We start from the raw sequence: 16,560 nt of genomic DNA on the forward strand, positions 1-16,560 counted from the left end.
CTTGCTTTACTCCGGTAACATCCAGCGTTTTTCCTGATATGTCAACTATTTTGATTGTCGATAAATACAAAAATATAAACGCTAAGATTGTGGCCCTACAAAGAAAAGAACCATCAATACCTATGCGAATATACTCCTTAATATTTATATTACTGTCACCTTAGATAATGAGTTTTGAATTTCATACGCTGGATGTTTTTCTTTGGGAGTTAAGTGCAGGATTAATGCCTTGGTCATAGGAACGGCCGAAGCAGGATTTTGACCTGTGATCAACCTTCCGTCTACAATTACATGTTCTTTACCTTTAGCTGCTGAGGTATAAATACCGCCGAGCGAAACAATTTTATCTTCTAATAAAAAAGGATAGTTATTTTTAGCCCAACGTCCCTCTTCGATGTTAGCTTTTGCTGTTAATTTCCTTCCTGAAATAAGACGCGAACCATCAGATAGTTTGACATTAATAAGTGCAGCTGGACCATGACAATCTGCTGAAATGATACCGCCATTTTCATATATTTCTCGAGTCACCCTTTGTGCTTCTTGGTTTTCAACCAAATCAAACATAGGTCCCGCGCCACCTGCAAAATATATCGCTCTATATTGCGTTGATATTACCTGTTTTAGCTCAATTGACTGTTCAAGTTTTTCTGGCAACGAAGATTGCTTAAACCAGTTACTGTCCTTGCCCGATAGACGAGTACTACCACTGGCAGTTCCCTTACCTCCTTTAGGACTAGCAATATCTATTTCAAATTCAGCTTGTTCTAACAATTTATATGGTTCAACAACTTCAGGCAACCAAAAGCCATGTTGATCACTCGAAATTATGATCAGCACCTTACCCTTAACCTCATTATCGTTTATCTCTTTAGCATTTGAACTGGTGGAAAAAGCAAAAATAAGCCAAAGTGGAAGGAGTATTTTTAGTATCAACTTATATTGTTTTAATTCTTTCATTAGTAATCCTCTTATACAGTCATTGTTTATATTTCGATGACAAAGGTACTGACAATTAAGCTGGAAAAAATGAACAAAAAAGGATTAGTTAGGATTTAATAAGGAAAAATTTGTGACTTAATTGTGACTTCACATAAAAATCAGATAGTTACAATTAAATCCATCTCAAAAAAAACTTACTTTTTTTGAAGGTTTTCATTAATTATTTTGATTAAATACTTTATGATGATGCTAGCTAAAATATAACAACTAATAAATTTACAGTATTAATAGGATGTACTTTGCGTTATCTCGAATTTAATCACATTACCATAGATACTCAGAATCAATTACTGATCCGTGATGGTGAGAGCATTATCCTTGCACCTAAAGTTTATGACTTATTGATCTTCTTTTGTAAAAACCCAGCAAGAATAATAACCAAAGATGAGTTGATGGATGAAGTCTGGACAGGTACCTTAGTGACCGAAAATGCCATTAGTCGTACCCTAGTAAAAGTAAGAAAAGCATTAGGAGATGATCCTAAAAGCCCGCAATTTATCATTACCGTGCCGCGTAAAGGCTATAGAATGGTTACTGAATTTAATGCCAATGATAAATGCCAATACAATGAGCAAAATACGACGGAGCATACAAGTACCAACAAAGAAAACAATAATACCATAACAGCTTCTTTCTCTTCACTTAATAGCACTAAAAACAAAAAACCAAAAACGTTACTCTCCTTGTTTGCGATCTCTTGCACATTATTAATAGTGGCAGTTTCCTTTTATTTTTCAACTCAACAGAATATCGAAATAATTGCCACTAAGCAGCTAAAGCCACTAACGAGAGAGATAGCTGACGAACAACATCCAAATGTCTCTCCAGATTTAAGTCAACTTGCCTATACCAAAGTAGTGAGCGGTAAACCAAGTTATATTAATATTGAAAACTTGTCAGATCATTCCAAAATGAGTGTCAGTCACCCAAGAGGAAAGTTATCTCGCCCAGTATGGTCGCCAACAGAGAGTAAAATTGCCTTTTTATATCAGCATAAACAGGTTTGTATTATTTTTTTAGCTGAACAAAAAGAAATTAAAAACAAAGATAACTGGCAAAAAATTACAGAATGCAGCGGCGAAAGTTGGCCTCATTTGGTTTTTTCACCTGATGGCCAGTATTTATACTTTAACGACCGACAATCAAAAGCTAATGGTTATCAAATTTTTCGTGTCGATTTGCTCAATAAACAAAAAGATATTATTAATCAGCCAATCACCAGTGGTCAGGGAAATTACGCTTTTGATATTTCCCCTGATGGTCAACGTTTAGTCATGCTAAACAGTGAGTTCACTTCTCAAACTCGTATTTATACACTAGATATCGCCCAAGCTAAATTGCAACTAACAGCAAAGTTACCTTACTTGATGGGCGCTGTCGTTTGGCATCATGACAATATGACACTGGTGCACCCTTCTCCTCACCCAGCTTATGAGTTATGGCAAAGTAATTTGGCCGGAGAAAAATTAGCAGTGGTTGTCAGTAATACCTCACGGGTTAAACAATTATCGCGCATTAACAACAAGCAAGATTTTACGTTTGTTTCTTATCTAATAAACCGAGACATTCACTTTAAAGACTCAAATAAAGACAATCAGTCGATGAATTTAGATAACTCTTCGGTAATGGATTATCTGCCTGCGCTTGCCAATAATAGTGATCAATACGCGTTTGTTTCCAAACGTTCAACGACGGCAGAAGTTTATTTAGCACCATTACCTACTGAGAATAATAGTGTCACGACAAGTAAACAGCTAACATTTTTTAATACCCCTGTTAGGCTCTTTCAATTATTGTTTTCACCTGATGACAGTCAACTTATGGTTTTAGCTGACAATCAAATTGTTATTGTTGATATAGATAAAGGCGAGGTAAATAAACTGGCTTTAGGTAATAGAGCCATTAGCGGTATCAGTTGGCAGGATCAACACACCTTATTATTCTCGACTATTCGCAATAGTGATTGGCAATTAATGCAGTACAACATAACAACCAAAGTACTCACCGCCAAACCAAATGGTTATCAGGGAGGTCTATATGATCACAAAAATCAGAACTTTTACTTTTTAGCCGATGAAAGCAATGAAGTGATAAAATTGAATGATTTAACACAAACCCCTCAATCAACAGGGTTAATTTGTGAGCCAAGCTTTATAAACCGTCAGCTGAATTTAACATTAACACCTGATGGCTTAGTCTGTTTATCTGATGTTAACAATAATATACAAGAACTTAAGTACTATTCTTTTGCAGATAAATCTATCTCTCCATGGCAAGAGTTACCAACATCGTTTGATTATCAAATAAATAACAAAGGGGTTATTTTCACTCAGTTGAAACAATCTGTGGCCGATATTATGCAAACAAAAAGTAATTAATGAGTAATAACAGCCAAATATTTAAAAACAAATAGTAACATAAGTCATTGTTTATATTATTATAAAGTTGTGACCACTTAGATGGTCACAACTTATTCCAAACTAATCACTTCTTTTTCCCGCTTTGTTCCTTTCTTCAATAGCTATTTGCTTAACACTGGCACCACATTGTTAAGCAGGAGTTATTATGGACAAGCCCATCAGCAACAAAATAAAAAAATCTAACTACCGTAACTATTTATTGTTTACGTTAACTATTTGTATAGCAGCCGTTGTACTTACCATTGCCAATTCAAGTATTGATACAGGAAAAACGTATAACGTTGAGAAACAAAATTTAGTCGTAGATACCGTAAAACAATCAACTTTTACTGAATTTTTACCTTTGCGTGGTTTAGTACAGCCTGAAGAAACAATTTTTATAGATACTATTGATGGGGGACGTGTTGAGGAAGTTTTTGTGCAAGAAGGCGCATTGGTTGAACAAGGTCAAGCGATTCTCAAATTAAGTAATACAAATTTACAACTGAATGTTCTAGCACGAGAAGCTGAAGTGTCAGAGCAAATTAATAATATGCGCAATACACGTTTAGCATTAGAACAGAATCAATTATCGCTTAAGCGAGATGTAATTGAACTCGATTTTTCAGTACTACGTTTACAAAAAGATTTTAATCGCCATAAAGCCTTAATCAAAAAAAATATAATTTCACAACAAGCTTTTGAACGAGTGGAAGATGAATTAGCTTTTCAAATTAAATATCGAGAAACAGTTAAAGAAAGCCAAGAAAAAGAAGCCATATTACAAAGTCAACAATTAGCGCAACTTGAACAAAGTATTAAAACACTACAAAGCAACCTTGCTATTTCTCGCTCCAGCTTAGATAAGTTAATTATTCGAGCTCCCAGAGCTGGGCAGTTAACCTTTTTAGATGCCCGAGTCGGTGAGTCAAAACGTGATGGCGAAAGGTTAGGTCAAGTGGATTTAATTGACCAATATAAAGTCAGTGCACAAGTAGATGAGTTTTATGTTAGCCGTGTTGCCAAAGGACAAATTGCGTCTTTTGAATCAGCCCAAAAAAGTTATCAGTTAATCGTTAGTAAAGTTTATCCCGGTATAAATAACGGCACCTTTAAAGTTGATTTCAAATTACAAAGCCAACAAATTGCTCAAACGTTACGCCTTGGTCAAAGTTTACAAATGAAGTTTAACTTGTCATCAAGTGAGTCAAAACTGCTACTCGCCAATGGAGGATTTATACAGAGTAGTGCTGGAAGTTGGGCATTTGTAGTTGACCCCTCTGGTGCGACCGCTAGTAAGCGCACTATTCGTTTAGGTCGAAAAAACCCACAAAGTATTGAAGTTATTTCTGGTTTGCTGGCCGGTGATCGCGTGATCACTTCTTCCTACGCCAGCTTTGCTGATGCACAGCAACTTAATCTTAGTAACTAAACACGTATAAAAAAACGAATTTTAAAATCAAATAACTATGGTCGGTCGAAAACAATACACATATACCCAAAGGAATTATTATGATCACATTAAATAATATCAGCCGCTCATTTATCGGCGATGAAGTAGAAACGGTCGCTATTGACGACATGAGCTTGACCATAAAAAAAGGCGAATTCTTGTCAATATTAGGACCGTCGGGCTGCGGTAAGTCAACCTTACTTAATGTACTTGGTATGTTAGACCATATCGACCAAGGGCAGTTTACGTTTTTGAAAACCAATGTAGGCCAATCAACTGAAAGCCAGCGCGCACAATTAAGAAAACAACATATCGGTTTTATTTTCCAGAGTTTTAATTTAATTGATGAATTAACTGTTGAGCAAAACATAGAGTTACCGCTTTATTATCACAAAGTGGCAAAGGCTGAACGAAAACGTTTAGTTGATGAAGTATTACATCGTGTTGATATTGCTCATCGTCGTAACCATTTACCCGCGAAATTATCAGGCGGACAGCAACAACGTGTTGCTATTGCGCGCGCTATTGTTACTCAACCAGACCTAATTCTAGCCGACGAACCAACAGGGAATTTAGACTCAAAAAACTCGATACAGATAATGGAATTACTCCAGCAACTAAACCAAGAAGGGTCAACCATTGTTATGGTGACTCATGCACCTGAACATGTAAATTATGGTACGCGTGTTATTGAGTTGCTCGATGGAAATATTTGCAAAGACAATCAAATAAGCTCTCAAATTGAGCTAACTACTGCGGAGGTGTCATGTGCTTAAATTATTATTAATTGTTGCGTGGCGCAACTTCAGCCGCGATAAAGTAACCAGTGCGATTCAATTAGTTGGACTGATTATCGGTATTGCCTGTTTTATCTTAATTCAACAATATGTTGACCAACAAAAAAGTTATAACCAGCAATTTACAGACGCTGAGTCTATTTATCGTGTTAACTTACAACGTGATGATAATAGAGCACAAGCTTTGACTACGTTGGCGCTAGCTGAAGGACTTGATAGTAACTTTAGTCAAGTAGACTCTGTTACTCGAGTATCACGTAGTAATATTTCAGTTAAACATCAACAAAATGTATTTTCGGAGCGTGGTCTCTATGTCGATAGTAATTATTTTGATTTCTTCGACTTTGAATTGATCGAAGGTGATATTCACACAGCACTTGATGCTCCAGATAGTCTCGTTTTACACGAAGCATTGGCCATTAAGTATTTCGCGCGCAGTAGCGGTGTTATAGGTAGTCGCTTAACCATTAATGGTAAAGAGCATCAAGTCACTGCTGTCGTGAAAAAAACTACGACGGCTAGCACTATGCCTGCCACACTATTGATACCAATCAAAAATTTCTATGAACAATTGCCTGCAGTCGATTGGGCCGAACGCTGGAATTACGCAGCGACAGTGACCTTTGCTAAGATAACAGACACAACAAATATACAAACAGTCGCTAGCGATGTTAGTCGTTATTACGATAGCCGGACAAAAGGTTTATCGTCTTATAAAAAACGTCAGATCACTTTCGAACCTTTGCGCGAGCTTTATTTAAACAACAACGTAGCTTATAGCTTAATACCACCAGGCAGTGCTGCCATGGTGAATGCATTCAGTATTATTTCATACATGATTTTAGTACTTGCTTGTGTCAACTTTACTAACTTATCAACAGCAGCCGCCATGCGCCGTGGTAAAGACGTTGGTGTACGTAAAGCACTAGGTGCGAGTAAAGGGCAATTAGTAACGCAATACTTAGTTGAAACAGTGTTATTAACAGCAATCGCTACACTACTTTCCTTAGTCGTTATAACGTTATGTTTACCTACATTTAATCAACTGATGAACGTCGAAATAAGTTTGACATACTCGATGCTTTTTATCACACAAATAAGCGGACTAACGCTTTTGGTCGGTATGGTATCAGGGAGTTATCCAGCATTTTTCTTAAGTAACTTATCTCCTGCGCATGTATTAAAAGGTTTAGTGACAACATCAAAGTCAGGTGTGCTCTTACGCCGATCTCTGATCATTATACAATTTGCGATTGCCGCATTTTTAGTAGTCACTAGTTTAGTTGTAAATTGGCAAATGCAGTTTATTAAAGACATGCCACAAGGTTTTGACAGAGAAAATGTACTGATCGTTAGTTATGGTGAAAAAATATATCCTGCTTTTAAGAACCAAGTCGAACGTCACCCGGATGTTATTTCAGCTTCGATGTCACACACAGTGCCAACAAAATCAACGCGTACCTCAAACACTGTAAGACGACTTGAGGATATGACGACAGAGATTTGGACAGGTAACAACCCTGTTCATTATGATTTCTTTTCAACTTTTGGCATTACGATTTTAGCAGGGCGTGATTTCTCTACTGCTTATGTAAATGATACTTATCAAGAAAATAAAGATGACTGGCAAAGTTCAACGGGGAAATTAATCATTAATCAAACCTTAGCCACGACACTCGGTTGGAGCCCCGAAGAAGCTGTGGGAAAAATGTTGACCTTAGGTGGCGGCAACGAAGGATTACACAATCATCAAATTATCGCAGTAGTTGAAGATACCCATTATGTTAATGCTAAAAATGTTATTCCGCCGATGACCTATATATTATCTGCTAAGCCAGAACAACGCCCTTTACGTTGGGTCTCTATTCGCTTAAAAGCAGGTGCCAGCTTACAAACAGTCAAAGATCTTGAACAAATATGGTTGGGCTTAGATGGTAAGTTAGCTTTTAAATATAACTGGTTGTCAGACTTGTTTTCAGCCTCATATCGCAATGAAAACCAACAAACAAATTTACTCAATATCTTTACGTTAATTGCAATTACAGTAACGGCTATTGGCTTATTTGGCTTGGCTGCTTTTAATACCCAACGACGTATTAAAGAAATTGCCATACGAAAAATACTCGGAGCAAGCACTGGCCAGTTATGCTTTATGTTAGTAAACCAATTTTCAAGTTTAGTATTACTCGCTAATCTTCTCGCTCTACCCTTGGCTTACCTACTAATACAAGACTGGCTAAATGGTTTTATTTATCGTATTGCTATGCCTTACAGCGCCTTTTTACTTAGTGCGTTATTTTGTTTAGTTATTGCCTATGTCACTGTAATGGCAGTCGCATTTAAAGCGGCAACAGCCAAACCCGTTGATTCACTTACCTGCGAATAGTCACTATTTTAAGTTCTAAGCTAAAGCTTTTGGTATGCCCAAAAGCTTTAGCCAAAACAAGTGCCCTTTAAAAGAACACATGGTATTCAAATGATTAATATAAAAAAATCTAACATAATTAAAAATATAAAAACGGCTGTTATTTTAATCACATTATCTATTTCTCCACTAACGGTATTTGCTAATAGCGCTGTAGTCACAGATCTAAATGAACCACTCGTTATTGCGAAAAAATATAATTTTCAGTCAAAAAGGCTTGGCGAAGACCGTACTTTCTATGTGCATTTACCTGATAACTACCCACTATCAGGCAAAACATATCCCGTATTATATATTCCTGATGCTCAAAATAAGATGCAAAAAACAGCTGCTATCACTGATGATTTAACAACTTTTGGTAAACGTATTCCGGCGATGATTGTGGTTGGTATTGAAACCAATAAAAACCGTAAAGCCGACTTAAGCACTTTTGATAGTTCAATAACCTTTCTAAATTTTATTACCCAAGAGCTTAAGCCTTACATAAATGAGCATTATCAAACAAGTGGTGAAAATTTATTAATGGGTAGCTCGATGGGAGGAGAGTTTGTATTACGTGCTTTATTAGAGCAGCCAAATCAATTTAATGGATACTTTTCTATAAGCCCAAGTGTTTATTACAGTGATTTTACGTTAGTTGATAAAGCGATACAAATTTCAAATAAAAAACAAGTTATCAACAAGAAACTTTATTTAAGCGTTGCTAATGAGGGCTGGAATCAAGGGGTAGACACGCTAGTTTATCATTTGAAAAAGCATCCTATTCAAGGATTAGAATGGCAGTTTGATAAGTTAGAACACGAGTCACATGGCTCCATTTCATTTAGAAAAAGCTATACCGATTTACAAGATTATTATCAAGGGTGGGCAGCACCCCATTTTAAAAACATTCAAGACTTTGAAACGCAAGGAGCCATAGAGGGTTTACTGAGATTATATGCTAAACGATCCCCATCAGTTATTCCTGTGAGTTTACTTGACCACATAGCGATATTGTATCTTGATGAACAACAAGCTGACAACGCTATTGAGTTATCCTTGTTGGCTGTCAAGGAACACCCTACATCTGGTAGAGTGTGGAGAAACTTGGCTTTCATTTATGAAAAACTATCAATGCAAAATGAAGCATTAGCAGCTTTAGAGCAAGCATTGAGCACAGCAATTTTAAATAAGCATCGTGCACGCAGTATTGCCTCACATAAAAAAGCTTTGACTGAGTTTAAAGCTAAACAAGGGTAATATCTGGCTGTTGCACGCTCAAAAAGCAGACTATCATTACGTCTACTTGTTATTAAACCAAGACTAATTAAGTATTCGTATATAATGCTTATTAATCTCCACTTTCGTATCTAAGTAATACTTATCAAGGATGATTTTACTCATAAATAATGACCGCTTCAGGTTCAGTTGATTTTAACTCAGTAGTTATTCATGCCAGTTTTGAGATGAAATTGATATTAAGTTCTATTTCACAAAAGGGGCGATTGCGCCATAGATTATATAATCTAAATAACCTCCTATCTCGCAATAGGGCACAAAACGCCCTAGAAAATTTACCACGACACACAAAAAAGGCCACCATTTAGGTAGCCTCCTCATATTGCGTATTACGTTAAAACGATTACTCGTAATCAGTAGCGTAAGTTTCTTCATAAGTGTGAGAGTAAAGCTCAAACAAATTGCCAAATGGGTCTTCTAAGTAGACCATTTGAGCTTGTTTGCTATCGTCTTCTGGATGGTAGCGCATAATGTCCATACGCACTTTACCACCATACTGCTCAGTACGCGCAATAACACCTTTGAAGTCATCTGTTTGAAGACAGAAATGGAAGATACCAAGGCGTGAGAAATCAACTTCGTGACGCTCTTGACGCTCTTTCATTTCAAACATTTCAACACCAATGCCGTCAGACGTTACTAAGTGCGCAATGTTAAAGCCTTTAAAGCCTTCACCAAAAACTGCCACACACATTCTGCCAATGGCAGTTTCACGCTCTTCTTTTACCTTAGTGTTACCCATTACAACTTTTAGGTTAAGCGCTTTAGTATAAAATTCAACAGCTTTATCCATATCGCCAACCATGATACCTACGTGATTCATTTTCATAATTTACTCCAAAAATTCTATTGATTAATTCGTAATTCGTTTCGATGAGGTAATACTACGCTGAATGGTACATAACTAAAAATTATCAAATATTATTGATTTGATAACAAAACGTAATGATTTATGTGGTCGAAATTTATTGAAATGAAATAATGAATGCAGGATTATTCAAATACACTGTAACTTTTTGCGTGGTGAAAACACAAAATAATTTGATTGTCAGCTTGGAATAGCCAAATATAATTAGTGCTATTACTAAGTAAATTAGGCCACTTATTTTTAGTTTCTAAGTCGTAATGGGGCGTTTTCGCCATAGATTATATAATCTAATATAACCTCCTATCTCGCAATGGGGCACAAAGCGCCTTATAACTTTGTACTCTTTATTTGTTGAACTGCTCCATTTAGGGTAGTTCCTCCCAAATGAGTTATAGGAAAAGGCGCGATTCTATTCTCTTACCAGAAAGAGATAAACTATCCAGTTCAAATCAATATTTTTTTGGGGTAAGGATTTCATTCTTCCAATACTCTCCTATACTTTTACATGCAAACAATTAAGTAAAGTGAGATGTTCAAATGACTAAAGAAAAAACAACTACATGTTCGTGTGATGGCGGCTCTATTGAATGTTCTGGTGATTCCTGCGGTTGTCACTGCAATTCGGAGCGATGCATCTTTACTTGTGGCGACACCCTTAATACAGGTTTCTCATCTAATGTAACTCTAATGGTCACAAAACGTGATGACACTAAGCCTGATCGTAATAAAGATAAATTAAAAGTACGATCAAATGGGCTACCTCTTGGTCAAGTTGCACTAATGCTTAATAAGGACTACGTCGGAGAGGTGCTTGTACCTATAGGTCGTATAGATGAAATTACCACACTCGAAATAAAAGGTTCACTTGAAGAAATTTGTTACAGACTAGGTTTTACTCTTCAGCCCAAAACTAAAGCTTGATCCAGTCAATTAAACTCATATACGCGAACTACCAAAAGTGGCGCCACTTTTGGTATACGACTTCGGTTAGCCAGTGATGCTAAGCGTTAATACAGTATCTTCCAAATTAATTTCTAAGTCGGTTAGGTGGCGTTAGCGCCTTGGAAATAATGCTTTATTTCATCTGAATTTTTTAAAAAGATCAATGACATCTTTGGTGGCACAACGGACTATTTATTAAGATAAAATCTTGTTTGAATTATGGCGTCTTTGTGGTAAAAGTGGTTATGTCTCGATAGTGGCATAAGTTAATCTTAGAAAATCATACAAAAAACATCATAAAATGATTATGGTTTTACTTCTTCTGCGTGCGCATTGAAAACATTAGCTACAAAGTATTTGTGATTTGTTTTCTAATGAATGATTTGTGTCGTATTACTAAGAAGTATCAGTAATATCCAAGCCCTGACTAAAAATAATAACATTTACTTTATAATGCTTTGAAGTTATGTGATATTAATCATTAATTAAATGAAGTTTATGGGGCGGGAATTACTAATAAATCGCCATATTATACTGTAAGCTCTTTCAAAGGTTTAACATGAAACGTAGACAATTTATTAAAACCTCAATTGCAATTGGTGGAACCATTGCGAGTGTTAGTGGTGGAGCATATCTGTTAATTGATGAAACTAATAAATTTGATCTTAAGATCTCATCAGCTTTAAATAAATTAGAACTTTTATCAGACAAAAACCTTGTGCAAACAGGGAAGTGGGAACTATATAAAATATTTACACATTGTGCACAAAGTGTAGAGTATTCAATGTCTAAATTCCCAGAACATAAATCTAGTTTTTTTAAGAATACAATTGGAAAATTAGCATTTTCACTTTTTTCATCTAAAGGAAAAATGACTCATAGTTTAAGCGAGCCTATTCCTGGCTCGCCTTTAATTGACTCAACTTTGGATACAACAGAGGCATTGAATCATTTAAAAAAATCATTGACTGATTTTGATAATTATAAAGGGGAACTAGCGCCGCATTTTGCGTATGGTGAATTAACAAAAAGTGATTATGAAATAGCGCATGTTATGCATTTATATAACCACCTTCAAGAAGTAAAGAGCATACAATTTACTCAAACGGATGCCTAAAAGTTGGTTAACGCTCGTTACTCGCAATTTGAGCGCACTATTTATCGCCGCTTAGCAAAGCGTTACCGATACAAAAACTAATCCAAATTTCACATTATAAATAATTATTAATGTCTATATCGTGGCAAAAGTGACGGTTATAGAAAATCCCTCAAACGTCGTAGTTTTTTAGCATCAATAAATATTGGTGCTAATGTTCCCTTGGTGCGCATTCCTGACATTAGTAATTAATCTTTTTCCCTATCTTTTCTAATGAATAAATTATGTGTGTTACTGAGACGTATCAGTAATAACCTGATTTTCCCATAAAAAACACCTGTAATAATATAATAAGACTTTGAAATTAAATAATATTGAGTTATTTTATTCAACAATCAAGTAGATGGGAGTTACTGAGACGTCTACATAATAAGCTGTTAACGCTACCAAAAGGGATGTCGATGAAATCTAGAATATTAATCATAATACTAGGGATAGTTTTTTTAGCTTCATGTAGTTCGATACTAAGCCAAAATACTGGAAAGAAAACGCAATCGAGTAGCTTGATGGATTTTCTATATCCAGATGAAACAAGCCGTTCTGAACATAAACCAGAAATACCAGTTTTAAAATTACCCGTTAAAGTAGGTTTAGCTTTTGTCCCATCTAAAAATTGGCAACGTGATGGGATTCATAGTAAAGATCAAATAGAACTTCTTGAAAAAGTTAAAAAATCATTTCTCAAATATGATTATATTGATCGAATTGAGGTTATACCTAGTACATACCTACAAAGTGGGGATGGTTTTACAACTCTAGAGCAAGTTGCAAGGCTATATGACGTTGATGTTATGGCTCTTGTTTCATACGATCAAGTAACTCAATCACTTGAAAATAATGCAGCATTGCTCTATTGGACAATTGTTGGAATGTATGTCATTCCTGGAAATGAAAACTCTATTCAAACATTTGTTGATACAGCTGTTTTTGATATAAAAAGCAAAAAGATGCTTTTTAGAGCGCCCGGTATAAACAAACTTGAAAAAAGAACTACTGCTGTAGGAATTGACGATACACTTTCTGAAAAATCATTAGAAGGTTTCGGGTTAGCTGTTACAGATATGACAGTTAATTTGGATGCAGAACTTGCTCGCTTTAAAACGAGAGTAAAAGAAGAGAAAATTGCAAAGGTTGAACATCGTAAAGGTTATAGTGGTGGCGGTTCAATGAGTTATTATTTGTTAGTTTTGGTGTTCGTAGTGCTAACAAGAAAATCAACAAGGACAAAAAACAGTTGGCTTTTTCTCCTTCGTCGCTAATTTTAGCCAACAATTTTTGCCTGTTATTTAGGCGTTATGCTTTAATCAAGCTTAAGGAGTAGCTTTCATGAAAAAACTTATTTTACTGCCTTTACTCTTAACTATTTTAAGTTGTTCTTCGACTACTAATATTACTGAAGGGTATGGTATAGAAATTGTGTCAATTGGCACCCAAGGTGAAACACGCCATGTAAAATTTAATAGGGTAACAGGTGAATCTTGGTGGTCTGAGAATACAGTGTGGAAACCTATTATCGATATTAAACCTATCCCTGAGTCACAATATATTATTAAAATCATATCAACTGGCAAAAGTTGGCGTGCACTTAGAATTGATACCTTCTCAGGTGATACGTGGAAAAATAGTAGAGGGAAGTGGGTTCCTTTCAAGCAGTAAACTTCAAACATACAAGTAAATCAAGGTGACACGCAATAGTTGGGTAGCGTTCGTTCTTCACTTATTTTAGCCAACGTTACTTAGCTGCTTATGGCAGCGTTATCGATACAAAATCTGTTCCGACTGCTCGATGGATGCGATTGAATGGTTATTTTTATTTGAATTCAAGAATTTAGTGTTTTGTTCGTTTTAATAAGGGACAAAAAGGGATAATGTTAAGCCTGTGAATAATTAAGGTTTATCTACAGGCTACCTATCGTGTTTTAATTTATACTTCTTTAAGCATAAATATTGTTTCTTCATTAAAACCTCTATTTATATAGATGTCTCTTGCATGTTGATTAGAGGAAAAAACGTTTAAACTAATATTTGTAATATTCAATTCGCGAGCAAATTCTTCAGAATATTTAAGTAGTTTAGAGCCAATACCAAGTCCTTCATGAAATTTAGGAACGGCCAAAATAGAAATATGCAATAAACTTTTATTGTTAAAAAAGTCTTGTCTTGTTTCTACAAATAAAATGCCGACTACTTTGCTTTCTAGCTCTGCGACATACAAATACTGGTTTGATTGACGTTTATTAAAGTAAGCCTCAATAACTTTCAAATCACCCTTTACAATTTCTTTATCAGTTCTCCAGTATGGAGTTTCAAAATCAGCAAGCCTCTCAACTATTTTTATAACTTGGGATTTATCTGCTTGACCTGCTTTTCTTATTTTCATGTGTCCATCCTTATTGCCTCACTATTACCATAAACGACTTCTTGATGTTCAACATACTTGGGTTTGTCAATAAGAAAATCATCGTCCTTAGGGTAATATTTTGCCAGATGATAATTTTCACCTGCAAAATTTTTAATCGACTCATAAGAGTCCCAAAAAGTCAGTGTTGTAAAATAAAGTTTATTGTCTTTTTCTTCTAGCGTTAAAAACGCACCTATATTACCTTTTGTACTCTTATAATCTGCAAAGCCAGTTTGCATTATATAATCTATATATTCATCACGCTTAGATGTGGGTATTGGTGCAGTCCATTTTCTAGTGATCATTATTCATCTCCAATGGTGGTAGCTGTTGAAATATTTTAGTTTGTTCTGTTATCACATTTCCTGTATGTAATATTCATTTAGACTCAGTTAGCATTATTCCGCTAGTTCATCAATGCTATGTACTTTCAGATTAAGCTCCTCAACCCTGAATAACATAAATCTGACTAATCTTTAAAAACCAATTTTTGCAGTTGCTACTTAACTCATTAATCTCAAATGTATGGCTAGTTGTAAATAACCACTGTAAGCTGCCAAAAACAATGAAATCTGGGTATAGTGGGCTAGCTCCCCCGATAAATTCAGTTTTGGTTAAATATTTTTCGAGTACACTGAGTTTTGAGAGAAAACTTTCTTTAGCTGTATCGTAATTTTCTTGTTGAACATCTTCTAGCTTCTTGCCGAAGAAACTTTCCCGCGTTCTTCTAAAATAAGGTTTGTCTTGATCTTGCAAGTGGCTATGTATATCTGCAATTGCCATTCTCGCTATGTCTGAATGTAAAGAATTTGCCCATGCTTCAATAAAAATTGATAAAACACGTCCCTCATTAGAACTAAATAATGAGGGTTTTTCAGGATAGTTAGCCTCCAAATACTCAATTATTTTAAAAGAATCGTTCATATTTACGTTTCCATCATGGATAACTGGAACTGTTTTAAATTTACTGTCAGATATTTTTTGTATGTCAGTAAATGCTGTTTTTACACTTAAAAAATCTAATTCTTTATGTAATAACGCTAAACGTACTCGCCAACAATAAGGGCTAAAAATGACGTTGTTTTTACCTGCTAATTCATATAATTTGATCATGTTTATTTCTCGCTATTTTGATGTGGTGTAGTCACCTTAACTTGGTTGAATAATAAACTTGAAGCCTTTTCATTTACAGTTGGTTTTGTGTTGATATTTTTAGCTACTTCTAATGCTTTAATCGTAGCAGGCCTTTTACTTACTGCTTTCAGCCAGCGTTCTAGATGCTTAAAGTTAGAAATATCTTGGTTCTGATATTCATGAATTCTTATCCAAGGAAAGCACGCTATGTCAGCAATAGAGTAGAAATTACCTGCAAGGTATTCAGTAGATGCTAATTGTTTGTCCATAACACTATATAAACGGCTTGTCTCATTCTGGTATCGCTTTATTGCGTAAGGTACTTCATCAGTAGCATAATGGCTAAAATGATGATTTTGCCCTGCCATTGGTCCAAGTCCAGCAACTTGCCAAGTTAACCACTGAATTACTTTGTATTTATCTTCAGTTGTATTTCCTATTAAGTGACCTGTTTTCTCAGCTAAATATTGTAAAATTGCACCAGACTCAAAAATATTTATACTTTTATCACAATCATTTGGCGAGTTATCAACGATTGCAGGGATCCTTTGGTTTGGACTGATACTTGAAAATTTTTCTGAAAATTGCTCTCCTTCACTAATATTTATCGGGTGAATGTTATATGCTAATTGCAACTCTTCAAGCACCATTGTAGCTTTGTGACCATTAGGTGTAGTCCAGTAATATAAGTCGATCATATTTACCTCT

At 35.4% G+C, this 16,560-nt stretch carries 15 protein-coding genes; 9 read left to right on the forward strand and 6 right to left on the reverse strand.

Features of this window, described 5'->3' with window-relative positions:
- Positions 1-144 precede the first annotated feature (144 nt).
- Positions 145-957, reverse strand: a complete 813-nt coding sequence (locus CXF79_RS08835; RefSeq protein WP_101154674.1) for a type 1 glutamine amidotransferase domain-containing protein — start codon at positions 955-957, stop codon at positions 145-147.
- 281 nt (positions 958-1,238) lie between these two features.
- Between CXF79_RS08835 and CXF79_RS08840 the strand changes: the two genes are divergently transcribed.
- The 5 genes from CXF79_RS08840 (at position 1,239) to CXF79_RS08860 (ending at position 9,312) form a co-directional block, all read left to right on the forward strand.
- Positions 1,239-3,377, forward strand: coding sequence for a winged helix-turn-helix domain-containing protein (locus tag CXF79_RS08840; RefSeq protein ID WP_101154675.1), 2,139 nt, complete (start codon positions 1,239-1,241; stop codon positions 3,375-3,377).
- A 187-nt stretch (positions 3,378-3,564) separates the two neighbouring features.
- On the forward strand, positions 3,565-4,830 hold the full coding sequence (locus CXF79_RS08845) for an efflux RND transporter periplasmic adaptor subunit (protein ID WP_101154676.1): 1,266 nt from the start codon (positions 3,565-3,567) through the stop codon (positions 4,828-4,830).
- Between the two features lie 80 nt (positions 4,831-4,910).
- Entirely contained in the window at positions 4,911-5,627 is a 717-nt protein-coding gene (locus tag CXF79_RS08850; RefSeq protein WP_011044266.1) for an ABC transporter ATP-binding protein, read from the forward strand.
- A complete protein-coding gene (locus CXF79_RS08855) occupies positions 5,620-8,034 on the forward strand; it encodes an ABC transporter permease (RefSeq protein WP_101154677.1) in 2,415 nt (804 codons plus the stop codon). Before CXF79_RS08850 ends, CXF79_RS08855 begins: the two co-directional genes overlap by 8 nt.
- 90 nt (positions 8,035-8,124) lie before the next feature.
- Positions 8,125-9,312: an alpha/beta hydrolase-fold protein gene (locus CXF79_RS08860; RefSeq protein ID WP_101154678.1), complete on the forward strand. Its 1,188-nt coding sequence runs from the start codon at positions 8,125-8,127 to the stop codon at positions 9,310-9,312.
- Positions 9,313-9,694: 382 nt separating this feature from the next.
- Here CXF79_RS08860 and CXF79_RS08865 read toward each other — a convergent pair whose 3' ends face one another.
- The gene (locus CXF79_RS08865; protein WP_101154679.1) at positions 9,695-10,180 is read right to left on the reverse strand and encodes a VOC family protein; all 486 of its coding nucleotides are present in this window, start codon (positions 10,178-10,180) and stop codon (positions 9,695-9,697) included.
- 726 nt (positions 10,181-10,906) lie between these two features.
- Between CXF79_RS08865 and CXF79_RS08870 the strand changes: the two genes are divergently transcribed.
- From CXF79_RS08870 to CXF79_RS08885, 4 genes are all read left to right on the forward strand, one after another.
- A complete protein-coding gene (locus CXF79_RS08870) occupies positions 10,907-11,140 on the forward strand; it encodes a hypothetical protein (protein WP_041737095.1) in 234 nt (77 codons plus the stop codon).
- Positions 11,141-11,720: 580 nt separating this feature from the next.
- Positions 11,721-12,278 carry a DUF1569 domain-containing protein gene (locus CXF79_RS08875; protein ID WP_011044249.1) on the forward strand — a complete coding sequence of 186 codons (558 nt, stop codon included), beginning with the start codon at positions 11,721-11,723 and terminating at the stop codon, positions 12,276-12,278.
- Between the two features lie 440 nt (positions 12,279-12,718).
- A complete protein-coding gene (gene rhlP, locus CXF79_RS08880; RefSeq protein ID WP_101154680.1) occupies positions 12,719-13,576 on the forward strand; it encodes a rhombotarget lipoprotein in 858 nt (285 codons plus the stop codon).
- A 67-nt stretch (positions 13,577-13,643) separates the two neighbouring features.
- Positions 13,644-13,973, forward strand: coding sequence for a hypothetical protein (locus CXF79_RS08885; RefSeq protein WP_101154681.1), 330 nt, complete (start codon positions 13,644-13,646; stop codon positions 13,971-13,973).
- A gap of 268 nt (positions 13,974-14,241) precedes the next feature.
- Here the strand turns inward: CXF79_RS08885 and CXF79_RS08890 are convergent, their stop codons facing one another.
- The 4 genes from CXF79_RS08890 to CXF79_RS08905 all read right to left on the reverse strand — a co-directional run bounded on the left by CXF79_RS08890 (position 14,242) and on the right by CXF79_RS08905 (position 16,550).
- On the reverse strand, positions 14,242-14,697 hold the full coding sequence (locus CXF79_RS08890) for a GNAT family N-acetyltransferase (RefSeq protein WP_101154682.1): 456 nt from the start codon (positions 14,695-14,697) through the stop codon (positions 14,242-14,244).
- The gene (locus tag CXF79_RS08895; protein ID WP_054202994.1) at positions 14,694-15,023 is read right to left on the reverse strand and encodes a hypothetical protein; all 330 of its coding nucleotides are present in this window, start codon (positions 15,021-15,023) and stop codon (positions 14,694-14,696) included. The genes CXF79_RS08890 and CXF79_RS08895 overlap by 4 nt, the downstream gene beginning before the upstream one ends.
- Before the next feature lie 139 nt (positions 15,024-15,162).
- Entirely contained in the window at positions 15,163-15,831 is a 669-nt protein-coding gene (locus CXF79_RS08900) for a glutathione S-transferase N-terminal domain-containing protein (RefSeq protein ID WP_101154683.1), read from the reverse strand.
- A gap of 2 nt (positions 15,832-15,833) precedes the next feature.
- The gene (locus tag CXF79_RS08905; RefSeq protein WP_101154684.1) at positions 15,834-16,550 is read right to left on the reverse strand and encodes a glutathione binding-like protein; all 717 of its coding nucleotides are present in this window, start codon (positions 16,548-16,550) and stop codon (positions 15,834-15,836) included.
- Between the last annotated feature and the right edge of the window lie 10 nt (positions 16,551-16,560).

The sequence above is a fragment of the Colwellia sp. Bg11-28 genome, assembly GCF_002836245.1.
In the GTDB taxonomy this organism is placed as follows: Bacteria; Pseudomonadota; Gammaproteobacteria; order Enterobacterales; family Alteromonadaceae; genus Colwellia; species Colwellia psychrerythraea_A.